This window comes from Micromonospora sp. PTRAS2, assembly GCF_054052245.1.
Genome location: NZ_JBSWBU010000002.1, coordinates 1,068,535 through 1,086,450 on the forward strand (window position 1 = coordinate 1,068,535; position 17,916 = coordinate 1,086,450).

A 17,916-nucleotide genomic window follows, 5' to 3' on the forward strand; every position below is an offset into this window, starting at 1 on the left:
TCCAGGGAGCATCAGTCTCTGGCAGAGAAAGACCTCAGTCCCGGGAGGAGGACGACGCCGTGGCGCTCGTGCGCGTGTACTGCGGTCTGGCCTCGGCGGATCCGGCCGACCGACCGGCCTCGGCCGGTTCGACGCTGACGTCCGCTGTGGTCGACGACGCAGGTCGGCTGCTCCATGTCTGCGAGATCGGCGACGACCCGGCCGGCTATGCCCAGCTGGTCGCGCTGCTCGTGGAGCGGTCGGGCGGGCCGAGCGGGGCCGCGATCGCCGCCGACAGCGACGACCACACGGTCACCTCGCTGCTGAGCGCCGCCGGGCGTCCCCTGGCCATCGCGGACGACGACTCCGTCGACGACTTCGCCGAGCGGTTCGCCGACGACGACTCGCTGGAGGAGATGCAGTCCCCGCCGGCCGAGCGGCGGGCGGTCGGGCTGGCCCGGGCTCTCCAGGCCGGCGCGCTGTCGGCGGTCACCCTGCCGGCGCCCCGGGACCTCGCCGGCTACAAGCAGGTCCTCTCGGCGCACGCCGCGCTCGCCAGCGGCCGGCACTCCGCCGCCGTGGCGCTGCGCGAGGTGCTGCGGGAGCTCTACCCCGCCGCCCTGCGCGCGTACCCGGACCCGGCCGAGCCGGTCGCCCTGGCCGTGCTCGACGCCCTGCCGGAACCCGGCATGCTGGGCGGGACGATCGCCCGGGGCCGGGAGGTGTCGGTGGCGGCGGACGCCATCGCCGCCCACCTCGCGGCCGACGGGGTGGCCGATAAAGGCAAGATCAACGATGCGGTGACCGCGCTGCGGGTCGCCATCGCCGAGACCCCACGCCGCGCGGCGGTGAGCCGGGCGCTCACCTCCGCCGTGGCCGAGACCGTCCGCCAGGCGGTGGCCTCGGTGCGGGCGTGCGACGCGGGCTGCGAGGCCCTGGTCGGCGCGCTCGACGCCCGGGTCACCACCCCCGCGCCGGCGTCTGGCCGCCGGGCCGCCGCCCGCCGGGGGGAGCCGATCGCCGAGCTTCCCGGCTCGGGCCTGCGCGCGCTGCGGCCCACCGAGCCCGAACCGGTCGCCGGGCGGCGCAGCCGTCCCGAGCCGGTCGCCGGCGGCGGCCTGCCCGCCCAGCCCCGTCCGCTCGGCCCGCCACCGGTCGCGCCGGAGCCCGTCGCCCCGCCGCCGGTCGCCCCGCGCCCGGTCGTCCCGGCCGCCTCGGCCACCCCGCCCGTCTCCGGCCCGCCGTCGCCCGACCCGCGCCGCCTGATGGACGGTCCTCCGTCGCCGGAGCCGCGCCGCCTGATGGACGGCCCGCCCGCGTCCGCGCCGGAGCCGCGCCGCCTGATCGACGGCCCGACCAACCGGCCGGTCTCCGCGCCGCCGCCCCCGCCACCGGGCATCACGCCGATCGCGCCGAGCCAGCGCGAGCGCGGGTCCGTGCCGCCGGCCGAGGCCGGCGAGCCGTTCCGGCCCACGCTGACCACGGCCGCGATCCAGAACGCGCGGGCGGAGCGGCAGCGCACCATCATCCCGCCCCGGCCCAAGACGACGGGCGAGTCCGCGCCGCCGCCCACCGGCGGCTTCAGCGCCACCGACCTGAGCGTCCCGGTCCCGGCCCCGCGCCCCGGCCAGGAGGCCGCTCCCCCCGGCTCGCGGGCGAACTGGCCGCTGGTCAACAACCCCGAGGACCCGGCGGACAGCTCTCCGAACAACCCGGTCGTGCGCCCCTTCGAGGAGCGGGCGAAGCGGCAGATCGACGCCCCGACCGAGGTCGTCCCGGCGACCGAGGGCCGGGTCACCCCGCCGTGGCTCGCCGACGACCTGCCCCAGGAGCCGCCGATGCTGCGGCTGGTCGAGCCGCCGCCGCTGGCCGACCGGGCACTGCGGGAGGGGTCGGGCCCGACCGGGGACCCGCGTCTGGAGCCGCCGCCGCTGCGGCTGGTCGACCGGGGCGAGGCAGCCCGCGCCGAGCGCCCCGCCCCGGAGCCCCGGCCCGAACGGCCGGCGATGGAGCACCGCTCCCCGCTCGGGCAGCGGGTCCCTGCGGAGCAGCGGCCCACCATGGAGCAGCGGTCGGCCCCGCCCCAGCCGCCGCGTCCCGCCCCGATGGAGCGGCGTACCCCGCCGATCTCCGACGAGGGAGACGGTGACCTGCTGATCTTCGCCGCCGCCAAGTCGGCCTGGTTCGTCGGCCACGGCGACGAGGCCGAGCTGGACTGGTCGAGCACCGCCGACACCGGGTGGCAGGCCGCCGAGCAGGCCGCCCGTCCGGCGGTGGGTGCCGAGACCAAGGCCGGGCTGCCCAAGCGGGTGCCGCAGGCCAACCTGGTGCCGGGCTCGCCCCTGCGCGAGGAGCGTCCCCTGCGGATAGTCCGCGACGCGGCCAGCCTCGCCGAGAACACGACCGGCTACTTCCGGGGCTGGCGTCGCGGGCAGGAGATCGGCGGTTTCGCCGTCGGCGGCCGACCGGGTCGCGAGGCGGCGGGCGGCTGGGACTTCACCCGGGACACCGGCGACCGCGACGACGACCGGGAGTACGAGTACCGCTCCGCCAGCTACCGCTCCTGACCACCGCGCCGGGGCGGCCTCGCCGCCCCGGCTTCCCGTCCCGGCCATCGGAGCGTCGCGGCCACCGGAGCGTTGCGGCATACGGCCGCCACGACGACGGAGAGCTCCCTGGTGGACTCGGGGACCTCGGCCGACCAGACCCGGCCGCAACCACCCCACGCCGACGGCTACACCTGCCCTGCGGAGGCCTGACGTTCCCTGGGGACGGTTGACGTCGAGGGCCCCACACCCGGTTAGGGGTTAGGACGCAGGGCAGCGCGTCCCGGCGCAGGAGCAGGCGACCGCCAGTAACGGCGGCCGGTCGCCACCTGCGCCCGGACAGCAGGACGCGCCCGACGACCCCGGCGGATGCCGATCGTCGGGCGCGTCCCGTCGTCGATCAGGCCGGCGCGACCGCGCGCGAGCGACGCATCGTGAGCACGTACTCGACCAGCGAGATCAGCACGTGCTTCGTCGACTCCCGGTTACGGGCGTCGCAGGCCACCACCGGCACCTCGTGCGAGATCGCGAGCGCGTCCCGGACGTCCTGCGGGTCGTGGTACTGCATCCCGTCGAAGCAGTTGATGGCCACCAGGTACGGCAGCCGCCGGTGCTCGAAGAAGTCGATGGCCGCGAAGCAGTCGGCCAGCCGCCGGGTGTCGACCAGGACCACCGCGCCGATGGCGCCCCGGACCAGCTCGTCCCACATGAACCAGAACCGGGTCTGGCCGGGGGTGCCGAACAGGTACAGGATCAGGTCCCGGTCGATCGAGATACGGCCGAAGTCCATCGCCACCGTGGTCGTCGTCTTACCCGGCACCTGCCGGGTGTCGTCGACGCCCACGCCGGCGGAGGTCATGATCGCCTCGGTGGTCAGCGGCGTGATCTCCGAGACCGAGCCGACCAGCGTCGTCTTGCCGACGCCGAAACCACCGGCGATAACGATCTTCGCCGACGTCACGCGCCCGCTCGGGACGGGCGGGCGGTGCGACATGTCAGAGCCTGCGAAGTCCACTCAGCACCCTCTCCAGCAGTTCAGTGCCCACCGCGTCGTCGGAGTCGTCCAGGATGGTCGGCTCGTGGACCGCGACCAGGCCGTCGGTCGCCATGTCGGCGATGAGCACCCTAGCCACGCCGAGCGGGAGCTGCATCCGCGCCGCGATCTCGGCAAGCGACTGCACCCGTCCGTCGCACAGCGCGGCGATGTACTGGTGCTCCCGGCCCTGGCCGCCGTTGGAACCGGCAGCGGCCCGACCACGCACCGTCGTCTCGACGAGTGCCTCCAGCGCGATGTCCAGCCGGGGTCGGGTACGACCGCGGGTCACGGCGTACGGACGGACCAACGCTCCGGTCGGTTCGTCACGATCCATGTCGCCGCTCACCTCCTTCGTCCCCGACACCGGCTGGACCGGTGGAACCCGTCGTTTCTGTCGTTGCCGTCCCGCCTGACCCACCGGCCAGCGCGCGGGTCAGCCCATCATCCCCACAGCCGTACGCGGCTGCGGGGTCAACGCGTCGCCCACCCGGTCGACCAGGAGGGCCATCTCGTATCCGACCTGCCCGACGTCGCAGCTGCGGGCGGCGAGCACGGCGAAGGACGAGCCGTCCGAGATGGACATCAGGAACAGGAAACCGTTGTCCATCTCGACCACGGTCTGCAGCACCGCGCCGCCCTCGAAGCAGCGGGCCGCCCCCTGCGTGAGGCTGACCAGGCCGGACGCGATCGCGGCGAGCTGGTCGGCCCGGTCACGCGGAAGGTCTCGTGACGACGCGAGGAGCAGACCGTCCGCGGAGACGGCGACCGCGTGCGCGACACCGGGCACCCGGTCGGCGAAGTTGGCCAGCAGCCAACCGAGATCCTGCGTAGTTGTCATCCTTGTTGCTCCTTCTGCCCGCTCCCGGCCACCGGGCCTGAGCCAGACTGCGAGGATTGCTGCCCACCCGAAGCTTCCTCCGGGTTGGTCGGGTTGCCGTCGGGCTGGGTACGCCCGCGCTGCACGCCTCGATGGTATGCCGAGAGCAGACCGCGGACGCCCTCCGGTGTGCGGCGCTGGACCGACGTGGTGGGCTTCTCCACCCCGCCGGGCACGAGCTGGGCCATCGGCACCCGCTTCGGCAGGCCCTTGCGGGTGGTCTCCGCCACTGGGACCTCGGTCGCCGCCGAGGCGGCCCGCCAGCCGTCGTCTGCGGCCGTCTGCCAGGCGTTGCCCTGCGACGTGGGCCGCCGGCCGGTGAAGGCATCGGCGGGACCGGGGCGACCGCCGCCGTTGGTCGGCGATCCGTTGTCGCGGGGCACTCCTCCGGCCATCGGGGTGTCTGCCATCGGTGCGTTACCTGTCGTCCGGGGTGCTGGTGTCTGGACGGCCCGGCCGGTGACGTCGACCGCGGAGAACTGCTGGGTCACGGCGCTGTTCGCCGAGCTTCCGGCGCCGTTGGTCGCTGCGGGCTGGGTGGGGCCCGCCGCCTCCTCCGCGCCCGCGCGGCGGGTGCGGAACCAGGCCGACTCCAGCTCCCGGAAGATCGGCAGCTCCATCGTCTCGTCCGCGTACCGCTGCTGCCGGTTCTGGGCCTGCGGGGGTGTCGGCCGGGCGGGGGTCGGCGGAGTTGCCGGAGCGCTGGGCACCTCGGTTCGCGGCACCCGGGGCAGCGCCGTGGTCATGTCCAGGGCGGCCGCGAGGCGCTCCGGCACCGGCGGGGTGGCCGGCTCCGGGGTCGCCACCGGAGGCCAGGCCGGGGGCGCCACCGGCGCCTGGGCCGAGGGGACCGGCCGGCTGGGCAGTGGCTGCGCCGCGTACGGCTGACCGGAGACGGGCGTGCCGGCCGGCTGACCGGACACCGGTTGAGCGGAGACGGGCTGGCCCGACACCGGTGCCGCCGAGACGGGCTGACCAGACACCGGGAAGGCGGAGGCGGGCGGTGCCGAGACCGGCGGAATCGGGGGCGCGGAGACCGGCGGCACCGAAACCGGCGGCGAGGTCCATCCGCGGGCCTCCGGGCTGCTCGGCAGCTGCCGGGGAATCGCCGGCTGCTGGCCGCTGCTGGCCGGGTCACCGTCACCGGGGGACCGCCGCTGCGGCAGTGGGTCGATCTGCTGCCCGTTGGAGGTGCGGGGGGCCGGGACGCCGCCTGCGGCACCACCGGCGCCGGTGAGGTCCGACCAGGCCGGCATCGACCGCGTGGAACCGGCCGACGCGGGCGTGCCGTGGCCGTTGCGCGAGGCCGGGTCGAAGGAGCGGCCGCCCAGGGTGACCTGGTTGCCCGAGTGCCCCGGCCGCTGGCTGGGCGCGGGGGCGGCGGGGCCGTTGCCGAAGGCCGCGAAGGCGCCCAGGGTCGGGGTGGGCCCGCCCGACTGCGAGCCGGTGAGCTGCGCGGGCGGGGCCGGCAGCGCGCCGGGCTGCTGGACCCGGCCGGAGAGCGCACGGGGCACCAGCACGGTGGTGGGCAGGGTCACGTCGGCGACGGTGCCCCGGTCGTTGCCGGGCCGAAGCTCGACCTTCACGCCGTGCCGGGAGGCCAGGCGGGCGACCACGACCAGACCCATCATCCGGGAGACGGCCACGTCCACCTGCGGCGGCGTGGCGAGGCGCTCGTTGAGCTCGTGGAGCTGCTCGACGCTGATGCCGATGCCCCGGTCCTCGACGTAGAGGCTGGCCCGGTCGCCGACCCGGCGGGCCTCCACCATCACCTGCGAGTCGGGCGGCGAGAAGGCGGTCGCGTTGTCGAACAGCTCGGCGACCAGGTGGACCAGGTCGTTGACCGCGTGCGCGGCGACCTCGATGTCGCGGTCGATCACCCCGAACTCGATGCGGGTGTAGTGCTCGACCTCGGACTGGGCGGCCCGCAGCACGTCGATCAGCGCCGCCGGCTCGCGCTGCACGCGGGTGGAGTCGGCGCCGGCGAGCACCAGCAGGTTCTCGTCGTTGCGGCGCATCCGGGTCGCGAGGTGGTCGAGCTGGAACAGCTCGGCCAGCCGGTCCGGGTCCTCCTCGCCGCGCTCCAGCCGGTCGAGGTGGCCGATCAGCCGGTCGACCAGGATCTGCGAGCGGCGGGCCAGGTTGACGAACATGGTCGCGACGGAGGCGCGCAGCGCGGCCTGCTCGGCCGCCGTCCGCACGGCCTCCAGGTGGACCGCGTTGAACGCCTCGGTCACCTGACCGAACTCGTCCTTGCTGCGCACCGGCAGCGGCTCGGCGATCTGGTTGGCCGCCTGGACCGGGGAGAGCTGGCTGGACAGCTGCGGGTCGCGCAGCCGGGCGACGGCCTGGGGCAGGCCGTACTGGGCGATGTTGAGCGCGCCCTGCCGCAGGTCGCGCAGCGACCGGGCCATCGACCGGGCGACGAGGTACGCGAACAGGATGGCCAGCAGCAGCATGCTGAGCAGCAGGCCGGTCTGGAGGAACACCGTGCGCTGCACGTCGGAGCGGAGCGCGTCGGCCTGCTTGACGACGTCGCCGTCCAGCGTCGCCTCGACCGTACGGATCAGCTTGGCGTTGGCGACCATGGCTGCGTCCCACTGGTCCGGCCCGAACGGCGCGTCGGCCATGCTGCCGTTGATGTTGCCGTCGAGCCAGCCGGTGTAGTTCTGCGCCTCGCGCCGGTCGCCGCCCGCGACGGTCTGGTCGTGCAGGTCCGCCTCGGCCTGGCTGGCCACCGCCTTGAAGCTCTGCAGCGCCTGCTGCTGACCGGTGCCGCTGGCGATGTAGTCGGTGCGCAGGATGGGGGTCAGCTCGCGCTGGATGAGCGCCCGGTGCACCACGACCCGGCGGACCGAGAGGTATTCCTTCTCCCGGGCGACGGCGGCCGCGGCGCGCATCCGGTCGCTCAGGTCGTTGTCACCGGCGAGCTGGGTGGCGGAGTCGCGGATGGAGAGCAGGTCGTTGATCAGACCCTCGTACGCCTGCATGGCGTCGATGATCTTCAGCTTGCCGTTGAAGACCTGACTGCGGGTGCCGGGCAGGTCCTTCAGGTTCTGGTCGATGCCGTCGAGGATGTTCTCCAGGCTGTTCGGCAGGTCTTCGACCTTGGCCCGCTGGCTCAGGTACGGCGCCTTGTCCCGGTCGACCCGGCCGTTGACCCGGTTGTACGCCTCCTGGTATTGCGCCTTGGCCTGGTCGCCGTTCGCGCCGAGCAGCAGCACCGCGGAGGTGCGCTCGTCCTGCAGGCTGTTGACCAGGTCGCCCGAGTAGCCCACCAGGTTGGCCAGGTCGCCGGAGCGGTTGGCGTTGTTCAGCGTGTCCAGGTTGTCGACGAGGCCACTGGTGCCGACGACGACCGTGGCGATGGTCGGCACGATCATGATGAGACCGAGCTTGGACCAGATCGGCATGTCGCGGAGCCGGCCGGCCGGCCGACGCAGTCGCGACAGGAAGGAACCCGCCGTCTTCGGTCGTTTGCTCACGTCACCGCCCTCGCGATCACAGCGCCCGCGCGTTGCCCCGGGCAACGCCCAGCGACCGACCCGGCGGGTCGGACCTCCGAGATTCCATCACGCCGTGTTCCAAAGAGAAAGCCCAGGCCGGCCGTCGCCGAAGGTGTGATGAGATGTTGATGCAATTTGCTCGCAATCCGTCTGGCCGGAGTGACTGAGAGTAATGGAACACCCCCGTCGTGTCATCCTTCTAGCCGGCCCCTCTGGCTCCGGAAAGTCGTACATAGCCCAACGAACCGGGCTTCCCGTCCTCTGTCTCGACGACTTCTACAAGGACGGTGATGACCCTACGTTGCCGCGCCACGACGGCCTTGTGGACTGGGACTCGCCCCGCTCGTGGGACGCCGGGGCGGCCGTGGAAACGATTGCCCGACTGGCCCGCGACGGCAAGGCCGAAGTGCCGGTTTATGCGATCGGCGCGGACCGGCAAGTGGCCACCCGGCCATTCGAGGTGACCGGATCGCCACTTTTCGTCGCCGAAGGGATATTCGCCGCCGAGATCGTCGAGGAGTGCCGGCGGCAGGGGCTGCTCGCCGGGGCGTACGCGCTGCGCCGGCCGCGCGGCACCACCTTCCTCCGGCGGCTCGCCCGCGACCTGGCCGAGCAGCGCAAGGCCCCCCGGGTGCTGCTGCGGCGCGGGCTGGCCCTGCTGCGGGCGGAGCCGGCGGTGCTGCGCCGCCAGGCGGGGCTCGGCGCCCGTCCGGCCCCCGCCCGCGAGGTGCTGCGCCGGGTGGCCGACCTGCTCGCCGGCCACCCGCACCACCCGTGATCAGCCCAGCAGCTTCGCGTACGCCGGCTTGATCACCTCGTCGATGATGACCAGCCGCTCGTCGAACGGGATGAACGCGCTCTTCATCGCATTGATCGTGAACCACTGGAGTTCCTTCCAGCCGTAGCCGAAGGCCTCCACCAGCAGCGCCATCTCCCGGGACATCGAGGTGCCGCTCATCAGCCGGTTGTCGGTGTTCACGGTGACCCGGAACCGCAGGTCGCGCAGCAGCCCGATCGGGTGCTCGGCGATCGACGCCGCCGCGCCGGTCTGCACGTTCGACGACGGGCACAGCTCCAGCGGGATCCGCTTGTCCCGCACGTACGCGGCCAGCCGGCCCAGCGTCGGCCGGTCGTCGCCGGGGGTGATGTCGTCGACGATCCGCACCCCGTGGCCGAGGCGGTCCGCGCCGCACCACTGGATGGCCTGCCAGATCGACGGCAACCCGAACGCCTCGCCGGCGTGGATGGTGAAGTGGAAGTTCTCCCGCTGGAGGTATTCGAAGGCGTCGAGGTGCCGGGTGGGCGGGAAGCCCGCCTCCGCCCCGGCGATGTCGAAGCCCACCACCCCGCCGTCGCGGTGCCGTACGGCCAGCTCGGCGATCTCCTGCGACCGGGCGGCGTGCCGCATCGCGGTGAGCAGGGTGCCCACGCGGATCTGGTGGCCGGCGTCGGCGGCGAGCGCCGTGCCCTCGGCGAACCCGGCGACGACCGCCTCGACCACCTCGTCCAGGGTCAGGTCCCGCTCCAGGTGCTGCTCGGGGGCGAACCGCACCTCCGCGTAGACGACGCCGTCGGCGGCCAGGTCCTGGGCGCACTCCCGGGCCACCCGGCGCAGCGCGGGCGCGGTCTGCATGACGGCCACGGTGTGGGCGAACGTCTCCAGGTAGCGCTCCAGCGAACCGGAGTCCGCCGCCTCGACGAACCAGCGGCCGAGCGCCCCGGGGTCGGTGGTGGGCAACTCGTGGCCGACCTCGGCGGCCAGCTCGACGATCGTCGCCGGCCGCAGGCCGCCGTCGAGGTGGTCGTGCAGCAGTGCCTTGGGAGCCTTGACGATGTCCTCGTATGAGATTGCGACCATGCTGAGACCCTAGTGGCCACCGGACGGGCCGCCGACGCGACCGGCTGGGAGGATGGCGCGGTGATGGACCCCCGCATCGTCGGCCGGCTGCGCTGCCCGGTCTGCGCGGAACCGCTCACCGAGGCCGCCACCGGGACCGCCCGGGCGCTGCGCTGCCCGCGCCGGCACAGCTTCGACGTCGCCCGTCAGGGCTACGTCGACCTGCTCGCCGGCCGGGCCCCGCACGCGGGCGACACCGCCGAGATGGTGGCCGCCCGGGCCGACTTCCTCGCCGCCGGGCACTACGACCCGGTCTCGGCCGCGCTCGCCGCCGCCGGGCTCGCGGCGCTGGGTGCCGTGCCCGTGGCCGACGAGGGGCAGGACGGCCCGGCGGCTGGTGCCCCCGGCGCGACGGGCCGGTTGGCTGACGCCCTCGCGACGGGCCAACCGGCGGCTGAGGCCCCCGCGACAGGCCGCCCGGCGGCTGACGCACCCATCCCGCAGGCCCTTTGCTCTGCACCCACGGGCGCAGCGGTGACGGTGGGTGACCGCTGCGTATGCGGGTGCAGAGCAAAGGGGGCACACGGAGTCGGTCGCCCCGGCCCGCGACACGCCGGGTCCGCAACGCCCACCGAGCCAGCAACACCCGGCGGGCCCGCAACACCCGGCGGAACCGGCCGGGCCGTCGGGGCGTACCCGCTGGTGGTGGACGCCGGGGCGGGCACGGGCCGGCACCTCGCCGCGGTGCTGGCGGCGCTGCCCGACGCCGTGGGCCTGGCCCTGGACGTCTCCAAGCCGGCGCTGCGCCGGGCGGCGCGGGCCCACCCGCGCGCGGCGGCCGCGCTCGCCGACACCTGGCGGCGGCTTCCGCTGGCCGACGGCAGCGTCGCCGTGCTGCTCGACGTCTTCGCCCCGCGCAACGGCGCGGAGTTCCGCCGGGTGCTCCACCCGGCGGGCGTGCTGCTCGTGGTCACCCCGGCCGAGGACCACCTCGCCGAACTGGTCGACGCGCTCGGCCTGCTGAAGGTCGATCCCGACAAGGCGGACCGGGTCGCCGGGAGCCTGGCCGACCACTTCGACCAGGCCGCCGAGAGCGTGCTGCGGGCCCGGCTGGAACTGACCGCGCCGGAGGTCGCCACGCTGGTCGGGATGGGGCCCAGCGCCCGGCACACGGACCCGGCCGTCCTCGCCGCCCGGATCGCCGCCCTGCCCGAGCCGGTCGGGGTGACCCTCGCGGTCCGGCTCGGCGTGTACCGTCCCCGCTGAACGCCCGCCGCCTCAGGTGGACAGGTCGACCTCTTCCCAGCCCGGCGGTTCGTCGTGGTAGGGCCCGCGCAGGACCACCGCCCACTCCAGCGCCCACCGGCGCTGACCGATCGCGTTGGCGTCGACCAGGCCGGGCCGCGACCGCCCGTCCCGCTCCAGTTCCAGGTACGCCCAGTCGAGGCAGTAGTGCAGGTCGAGCAGGGCCGCCGCGTCGGCCGGGTGCTGGGGCGCGGCCAGGATGCGGGAGCGCCAGTGCGCGAAGGTCTCCCCGCCCGCGATGTGCGGCAGCCGCTCCACCAGGCGATCGTCGACCGGCAGCGTCGGGTCGAGCTGCTTGGTCAGGCCGAGCACCCAGGCCAGCGAGAACAGCGCGTCGTGGTGCAGCACGAACGACCGGTGGTCGCCCCGGCCGCCCATCACGAACTGCCACTCGGGCGGGGTGACCATGTCGACCAGGTGGGAGTTGAGCAGCCAGCTCATCGCCGCCTGCGCGGGCATGCCGAAGCACCGGGCCAGGATCACGTGCAGCACGGCGATGCGCGCCTCGATCTCCACCGTCGGCCGCAGCTCGATCTCGTCGCCGGGCTCCCACACCAGCGGGAACTGCTCGGGTGGCAGCGGCAGCCCCAGCCGGGACAGCTCGTCCAGGCTGGCGTCACGGACCTCGCGCGGGTCGGGAGCGGGTACGCGCACGGCTCAGACCCCTGTCAGTCGCATCGGCTAAGCGCCGGTCGTCCCCCTGGCCTGGGAGAATAGCGGTTAACGGCGGTCGGCACCACGACAGGTGGGTGCCGGGACGGACGCGGGGACAGGTCAGCCGATCCGCTCGATGACCAGCGGCTTCGCGGCCGGGGCGGTCGGCGAGATGCGTACCGCCCGGGCGGCCTCGGCCAGCGCCGCCGGGATCCGGGCGGCGTGCTCGGCGCGCAGCTCGTACAGCGGCTCGCCGGCCCGCACCGGGTCGCCGGGGCGCTTGTGCAGCACCACCCCCGACGGGACGCTCACCGGGTCCTCCTTGCGGGCGCGGCCCGCGCCGAGCCGCCAGGCGGCCACCCCGATCGCGTACGCGTCGACCGACGCCACGAAGCCGTCGGCGTCGGCGCGGACCACCTCCACCTCGGGTGCGGTGGGCATGGGCGCGTCCGGGTCGCCGCCCTGGGCGCGGATCATCGCCCGCCAGGCGTCCATGGCGCGGCCGTCGCGCAGCGCCGCGCCGGGGTCGGCGTCGGGCAGCCCCGCCGCGTCGAGCATCTCCCGGGCCAGGGCGAGGGTCAGCTCCACCACGTCGGCGGGCCCGCCGCCGGCCAGCACCTCGACCGACTCGGTGACCTCGACGGCGTTACCGACGGCCAGCCCGAGCGGGGTGGACATGTCGGTGAGCAGGGCGACCGTCCGGACGCCGTGCGCGCCGCCCAGCTCGACCATCGTGCGGGCCAGCTCGCGGGCGTCGTCGACGGACTTCATGAACGCCCCGGAACCGACCTTCACGTCGAGCACCAGCGCGCCGGTGCCCTCGGCGATCTTCTTGCTCATGATCGAGCTGGCGATCAGGGGGATCGCCTCGACGGTGCCGGTGACGTCGCGCAGCGCGTACAGCTTGCGGTCGGCCGGGGCGAGACCCGCGCCCGCCGCGCAGATCACCGCGCCCACCTCGCGGAGCTGGCGGATGAACTCGTCGTTGCTGAGCGCGGCCCGCCAGCCCGGGATCGACTCCAGCTTGTCCAGCGTGCCGCCGGTGTGGCCGAGCCCGCGCCCGGAGAGCTGCGGCACCGCGCCGCCGCAGGCGGCGACCAGCGGGGTGAGCGGAAGGGTGATCTTGTCACCGACGCCGCCGGTGGAGTGCTTGTCGACGGTCGGCCGGTCGACGGCGGAGAGGTCCAGCCGCTCGCCGCTGGCGATCATCGCGGCGGTCCACCGGGCGATCTCCGGCGCGGTCATCCCGCGCAGCAGGATCGCCATCGCCAGCGCCGACATCTGCTCGTCGGCGACCAGGCCCTTCGTGTACGCGTCGACGACCCAGTCGATCTGGGCGTCGCCCAGCACCCCGCCGTCCCGCTTGGCGCGGATGACGTCCACCGCCGTGAAGGCACTCATCAGTCTCAACCACCCCACCGAGTCGGGATCTCCTGCGGCGGCTCCCCCTCGCCGGCCCAGAAGATGGTGCCCGTCGCGTCCACCACCACGACGCGCGGGGTGCGGGCGAGCCCCCAGGCGACCGCCTCGGCCGCCTCGTCCCAGCTCGGGCCCTCCTCCAGCACGCCGGTCTCGGCGCCCTCGGTGTCCCCGGCCGACCGCTCCCAGTACGCCGTCCACACCTGCCGCCCCGCCGACAGGTCGGCGTGCACGAAGACGGTGCCCCGCCCCCGCCAGGCGGCCAGCCGGTCCGGCACCACGGGCACCGGCCGTTCGCCGGTCACCGCCTCCAGGTCGGCCACGTCGAACGCGTGCGGCAGCAGCTCCGCCATGGTCAGCGGGCCGCCCTTGGCTTCGATCAGGCAGCGCGGGCCGCCCTGCTCCCAGAGCAGTTGCCGGCACCGGCCGCACGGCATCAGCGGCTCGCCGGTGGCGTCGACGCAGGACAGGGCGACGATCCGGCCGCCGCCGGTGGCGTGCAGCGAGGAGACCACCCCGCACTCGGCGCAGAGCACCACCCCGTACGCGGCGTTCTCCACGTTGCAGCCGACCACGATCCGGCCGTCGTCGACGAGGGCGGCGGCCCCGACGGGGAACTTCGAGTACGGCACGTACGCGTGCCGCATCACCTCGGTGGCGGCGGCCCGCAGGCGCTCCCAGTCGATCTCGGTCATTCCACCATTCTGCCCAATTCACGCCGGTCAGGGGCGAGCAGGGCGGGGGCATCGCGCCCGGGCTCAGGCCACGGCCAGTTCCGCCAGTCGATCCGGGGTCACCTCGGTCAGGTGCGCCGCCGCCGTCGCCACGTCGGCGGCCGGCACGTCGGCACCGGGGTCGACGTACACCAGTGCGTCGTTCCTCCGGACCAGGTGGACCTGGTCCTCGCCCTCGGTGCGCACCCAGTGGTCCGGGCCCACCGCCCGGCACGACAGCACGGCCGGCGGGCCGCCGGCAGGTCGGTCGCCATAGAGATCGTCGATGGTAAGGCCGCAGTCGGCGGGCGGGCTGAAGCCGACGGGCAGGGGCACCACGACGATCGACAGCGAGGACTCGCCCTTGGACATCCACACGGAGAGCCTGCGGTCGCTGCGATCGGTGAGTGCGGCGGTGACCCGGTAGCCGTCCACCTCGGCCACCATCAGGGGCACCCCGAGCTGGGCGAACGCCTGGGCCCGCTCGCTTCGCCGCGTCGCCTTGTGCAGGAGGGGAAATACGGCGACCGGCACCAGCAACAGCACCACCGCCGCCCCGGCCTGTGCGGCCATCGGCAGCCGGGCTGCCCCCAGCAGGACGCCCGCGGTGAAACCGGCCGCACCGAGGCAGGCGGCGAGCCAGGCGGGCGGCGGCGTCCAGCGCGGCTGGAACGCCTCGTGGAGCAGGACGGCGTCGGCGGTGGCGATCGCCCCGAGGAGGGCGGCCGGCAGCGCCCGGTCGGCACCGGTCGCCCGCAGCGCGAGCCAGACCAGCGCGGTCACGACCAGCGGCCCGACGAGGATCGTGGGCAGCCGCCAACTGAAGCAGGCGCCGATCGTCTCCGGTTCGCACCTCCCGACCAGCATCGCCTCGGTGTGCCACAGGGACGTCAGCGCCGCTGCGCCGAGCGCCCCCAGCGCCCCGGCGAAGGTGAGCCGCCCGATCAGTCGCATGCGTGCCCTTCCGACCGTGGGGCCCGGCTGCGGAACAGCCGGGCCCCACGAAACATCACCAGTTGTAGCCGTAGAGACTCATGTAGTTGTTCAGGATACGGGCGTAGGCAAGGTATCCGTCCTGGTTGGGATGCAGCGTCTCCATGCTGGAGGCCTGCACCGGATCGCCGTCCTCGTCCTCCTGCAGATCAGGCACCACGAAGCCGTTCAGGTACTCGGTCGACGCGGCACAGATTCCGTGCCCGCCGAACTCGCTGCGGGCGTCCATCCCGTGGACCTTGTTGGCGGCGTCGGAGGGCAGGATGGCGGCCATCTGGTCGGCGAGGCTGTTGAGGAACGCGGTCTCGTTCGTGGAGAGGCCGACCGTGAAGGCCGGCGGCAGGGTGATGGCGTACTGGCAGCCGGGCTCGAACAGGTGTGGATACCCCATCACGAAGATCCTGGCGTTGGGAGCCCGGACCCGGACCTGACGCACCACCTCCCGGACGGAGTCCTTGACGACGCCGTTGATGAGTTCCGTCTGCTTTTCGCCCAGCGGCTTGTTGTCCCCCTCCATCACGTAGTCCGGCGCGCTGCAGTCGAAACCTTTCGCGCAGGAATCGCCCACCTTGGTGAAGCGGGCGTCGTTACCACCGATCGAGAACATGACCGCCGTGGTGTTGGCGTTGAGGGACCCCTGGTCGATCTGGCTGATCTCGCCGTACTGGCCTTCGACCCGGGTGCCCTGCCACTTCCCGTCGGTGACCAGGTCAGGGCTCATCACGTTGTGGGCCCGGGCGCCGCTGCACGCCACGAACTGCGCGTCGATGGTGACGTTGTGGCCGGCCGCCAGGCTGCCGATGGTGCCGGGCGCGCCCGGGATGGTGGCCTTCTGGGACCAGGCGTTCGGGCTACGCCGGCACGAGTTGCGGTTGGCGGCGTCGTCGCCGTACTGGTCGCTCACCCGGGTGTAGGCACCGCTGCCCTCGCCCGAGGAGTACGAGTCGCCCAGCGCGACCACGAAGTGCCGGGGCTTGCTCGGCAACGGCTGGACGGCGATGGCGTCCCAGGCGATGTCCTGCACCCCGGTGCCGTCCAGGGTGAAGTTGCTCAGCTCCACCTTCGGTGTGCCGCTGCCGGTGAAGTCGAAGACGCCCAGGTTGACCCACTTGTTGGCCTCCCACTGGGTGGGGATGGTCCGGTGCTCCGTGGTGCCGTTCGGGCGGCGGACGACGTACTTCGCCTGTCGGGTGCCGCCCCGCTGCATGAGGGGTTCCCGGTTGGTGAAGGTCCGGGGGCCGTAGACGACCACGGCGCGGCGGCCGGAGCCGGTGACGCACGCCTGGCCGATCCACTGGTCGGCGTCGAGGCCGGGCTCGGCGAGGGTCGCCGCCGTGCGCCAGGCGTAGGCCTGCGCCTCGTCGGCGACGAGCAGGTGCAGGCCGGTCGCATCGCTGGAGGTGGTGACGGCGCGGTCCGTGGACCGCCGCCACCCCGCCCCCAACCGGGCGTCGGGGTCCGGCACCCGGTCGGGGTGGGTCGGCGCGGTGGCCTTCTCCGTGCTGCCGGCGGGTCGGGGCTCGGGCGGTCCGCCGGGGGGCTTGGCGGTCGCGGTGGACGGTGCGGACAGCAACGTGGTGGCGCAGAGCAACGCCGCCAGGGCTGTCAGGGGCCGTTTCATGGTCACCTCACGCAGACGAGGGAATCTGCGCGAAGGGTCGACCATCCCGTCACCGTCAGGTCATCGATACGGCACAGGACGGAGACGCTCGTGCCCGGCGGGCAGGCCGCCGGGCACGGGCAACGGTCAGGTGTCGGCGACCGGGCGTCAGCCCTTGATGTACGGCTTGCCGTCGGCGGCGGGCGCCCGGACCCGGCCGACGAGCCCGGCCACGGCCAGCATGGTCGCCAGGTACGGCAGCATCGCCAGGAACTGGCTCGGGATGCCGCTGCCGATCGCGCCGAGGTACGTGCCGAGCTGGTCGGCGAAGCCGAAGAAGAGCGCGGCGAGCAGCGCGCCGGTGGGGCTCCACCGGCCGAAGATCAGCGCGGCGAGGGCGATGAAGCCCTTGCCGCCGATCATGTTCTTGGTGAACGAGTAGAGCGCGAGCGTGTACGACGCCCCGCCGATCCCGGCCACCACCCCGGCGAGCAGCACGTTGCGGTAGCGCACGCGCAGCACCTTCACGCCGAGGGTGTCGGCGGCGGTCGGGTGCTCGCCGACGGCCCGGGTCCGCAGGCCCCACCGGGTGCGGAACAGCGCGATGTGGATGACCAGCACCAGCAGCAGGCCGACGTAGAGGAAGAGGTTGCTGCGGAACAGCGCCGGCCCGAGCACCGGGATGTCGGAGAGCAGCGGGATCTCCCAGGTGCCGAACCGGGGCGCGGAGTTGTACTTCTGCGCGTCGGTCTGCATCAGCCGCTCGTAGAGGAAGCCGGTGACGCCGACGGCCAGCAGGTTGAGCACGATGCCCATGACGACCTGGTCGACCAGGTAGCGGATGGCGAACACGGCGAGCAGCAGCGAGATGAACGCGCCGCCGATCGCGGCGGCGACCAGGCCCACCCACACGCTGCCGGAGAGGCTGCCGAACAGGGCGCCGCTGAACGCTCCCATCAGCAGTTGGCCCTCGATGGCGACGTTGACCACGCCGGACCGCTCGCAGAGCACGCCGGCGAGGGCACCGAAGATCAGCGGCAGGGCCAGGATGAACGTGCCCCGCACCATGTTGACCATCGGCATGAAGTTGCGCCCCTCGGGGGCGGCCGAGACCTGCCAGCACAGGAACGACAGCACGAAGGCGACGATGCCGACCCCGAGCAGCGTGGTGAGCCAGCGCTTGGGCACCCCGGTAAGCAGGGCCACGCCGCTCGCCGCGGCGATGACGCCGAACAGGATCGCGCCGATCGTGCCGTCGATCTCCAGCGCCGCGCCGCCGTCGGTCTCGCTGAGGGTGAAGCGGGCCTGCTGGTCGGTGGCGAGGGCCCCGAAGACCACCGTCGCGACGACCCCGAGTGCCAGCAGCACCGCACCGATCTTTCGGGTACGGGTCCAGAAGCCCTCGTCGACCTGGGCCACCGCCACGTCCGGGACAGCCATGGTTGACATGC

At 73.8% G+C, this 17,916-nt stretch carries 14 protein-coding genes and 1 pseudogene; 4 read left to right on the top strand and 11 right to left on the bottom strand.

The window, feature by feature from the left end:
* Window positions 1–59 precede the first annotated feature (59 nt).
* Complete coding sequence (locus tag ACVMYR_RS10595) at window positions 60–2,546, top strand: transposase (protein WP_457121700.1); 2,487 nt, start codon at window positions 60–62, stop codon at window positions 2,544–2,546.
* A 379-nt stretch (window positions 2,547–2,925) separates the two neighbouring features.
* Here the strand turns inward: ACVMYR_RS10595 and ACVMYR_RS10600 are convergent, their stop codons facing one another.
* The 4 genes from ACVMYR_RS10600 to ACVMYR_RS10615 all read right to left on the bottom strand — a co-directional run bounded on the left by ACVMYR_RS10600 (window position 2,926) and on the right by ACVMYR_RS10615 (window position 7,923).
* Complete coding sequence (locus ACVMYR_RS10600; RefSeq protein WP_043961834.1) at window positions 2,926–3,519, bottom strand: GTP-binding protein; 594 nt, start codon at window positions 3,517–3,519, stop codon at window positions 2,926–2,928.
* Between the two features lies 1 nt (window position 3,520).
* The gene (locus tag ACVMYR_RS10605; RefSeq protein ID WP_043963940.1) at window positions 3,521–3,895 is read right to left on the bottom strand and encodes a DUF742 domain-containing protein; all 375 of its coding nucleotides are present in this window, start codon (window positions 3,893–3,895) and stop codon (window positions 3,521–3,523) included.
* A 99-nt stretch (window positions 3,896–3,994) separates the two neighbouring features.
* Window positions 3,995–4,399, bottom strand: a complete 405-nt coding sequence (locus tag ACVMYR_RS10610; protein ID WP_013283992.1) for a roadblock/LC7 domain-containing protein — start codon at window positions 4,397–4,399, stop codon at window positions 3,995–3,997.
* Window positions 4,396–7,923, bottom strand: a complete 3,528-nt coding sequence (locus tag ACVMYR_RS10615) for a nitrate- and nitrite sensing domain-containing protein (protein ID WP_457121701.1) — start codon at window positions 7,921–7,923, stop codon at window positions 4,396–4,398. Before ACVMYR_RS10615 ends, ACVMYR_RS10610 begins: the two co-directional genes overlap by 4 nt.
* A gap of 385 nt (window positions 7,924–8,308) precedes the next feature.
* On the opposite strand from ACVMYR_RS10615, the gene ACVMYR_RS10620 reads away from it, so the two are divergent.
* Window positions 8,309–8,722 (top strand): hypothetical protein, encoded by a 414-nt coding sequence (locus ACVMYR_RS10620; protein ID WP_431897678.1) that lies wholly within the window; start codon window positions 8,309–8,311, stop codon window positions 8,720–8,722.
* Here the strand turns inward: ACVMYR_RS10620 and ACVMYR_RS10625 are convergent, their stop codons facing one another.
* Window positions 8,723–9,802, bottom strand: a complete 1,080-nt coding sequence (locus ACVMYR_RS10625; protein ID WP_077936084.1) for an adenosine deaminase — start codon at window positions 9,800–9,802, stop codon at window positions 8,723–8,725. It abuts the gene before it with no gap.
* Window positions 9,803–9,865: 63 nt separating this feature from the next.
* On the opposite strand from ACVMYR_RS10625, the pseudogene ACVMYR_RS10630 reads away from it, so the two are divergent.
* Both ACVMYR_RS10630 and ACVMYR_RS10635 read left to right on the top strand, forming a co-directional pair.
* A pseudogene (locus ACVMYR_RS10630) lies at window positions 9,866–10,120 on the top strand (putative RNA methyltransferase); the annotation flags it as partial.
* Window positions 10,121–10,201: 81 nt separating this feature from the next.
* Entirely contained in the window at window positions 10,202–11,047 is an 846-nt protein-coding gene (locus tag ACVMYR_RS10635) for a methyltransferase domain-containing protein (RefSeq protein ID WP_457121747.1), read from the top strand.
* 12 nt (window positions 11,048–11,059) lie between these two features.
* Here ACVMYR_RS10635 and ACVMYR_RS10640 read toward each other — a convergent pair whose 3' ends face one another.
* The 6 genes from ACVMYR_RS10640 to ACVMYR_RS10665 all read right to left on the bottom strand — a co-directional run bounded on the left by ACVMYR_RS10640 (window position 11,060) and on the right by ACVMYR_RS10665 (window position 17,914).
* On the bottom strand, window positions 11,060–11,740 hold the full coding sequence (locus tag ACVMYR_RS10640) for a DUF4272 domain-containing protein (RefSeq protein ID WP_077936083.1): 681 nt from the start codon (window positions 11,738–11,740) through the stop codon (window positions 11,060–11,062).
* A gap of 120 nt (window positions 11,741–11,860) precedes the next feature.
* Window positions 11,861–13,141 (bottom strand): thymidine phosphorylase, encoded by a 1,281-nt coding sequence (locus ACVMYR_RS10645; RefSeq protein WP_077936082.1) that lies wholly within the window; start codon window positions 13,139–13,141, stop codon window positions 11,861–11,863.
* 5 nt (window positions 13,142–13,146) lie between these two features.
* Window positions 13,147–13,854, bottom strand: a complete 708-nt coding sequence (locus tag ACVMYR_RS10650; protein WP_457121702.1) for a cytidine deaminase — start codon at window positions 13,852–13,854, stop codon at window positions 13,147–13,149.
* Between the two features lie 63 nt (window positions 13,855–13,917).
* Entirely contained in the window at window positions 13,918–14,826 is a 909-nt protein-coding gene (locus ACVMYR_RS10655; RefSeq protein ID WP_457121703.1) for a hypothetical protein, read from the bottom strand.
* 55 nt (window positions 14,827–14,881) lie between these two features.
* Window positions 14,882–16,486 carry an SGNH/GDSL hydrolase family protein gene (locus ACVMYR_RS10660; RefSeq protein ID WP_457121704.1) on the bottom strand — a complete coding sequence of 535 codons (1,605 nt, stop codon included), beginning with the start codon at window positions 16,484–16,486 and terminating at the stop codon, window positions 14,882–14,884.
* A 147-nt stretch (window positions 16,487–16,633) separates the two neighbouring features.
* Entirely contained in the window at window positions 16,634–17,914 is a 1,281-nt protein-coding gene (locus ACVMYR_RS10665) for an ABC transporter permease (RefSeq protein ID WP_396789707.1), read from the bottom strand.
* Window positions 17,915–17,916: the final 2 nt, after the last annotated feature.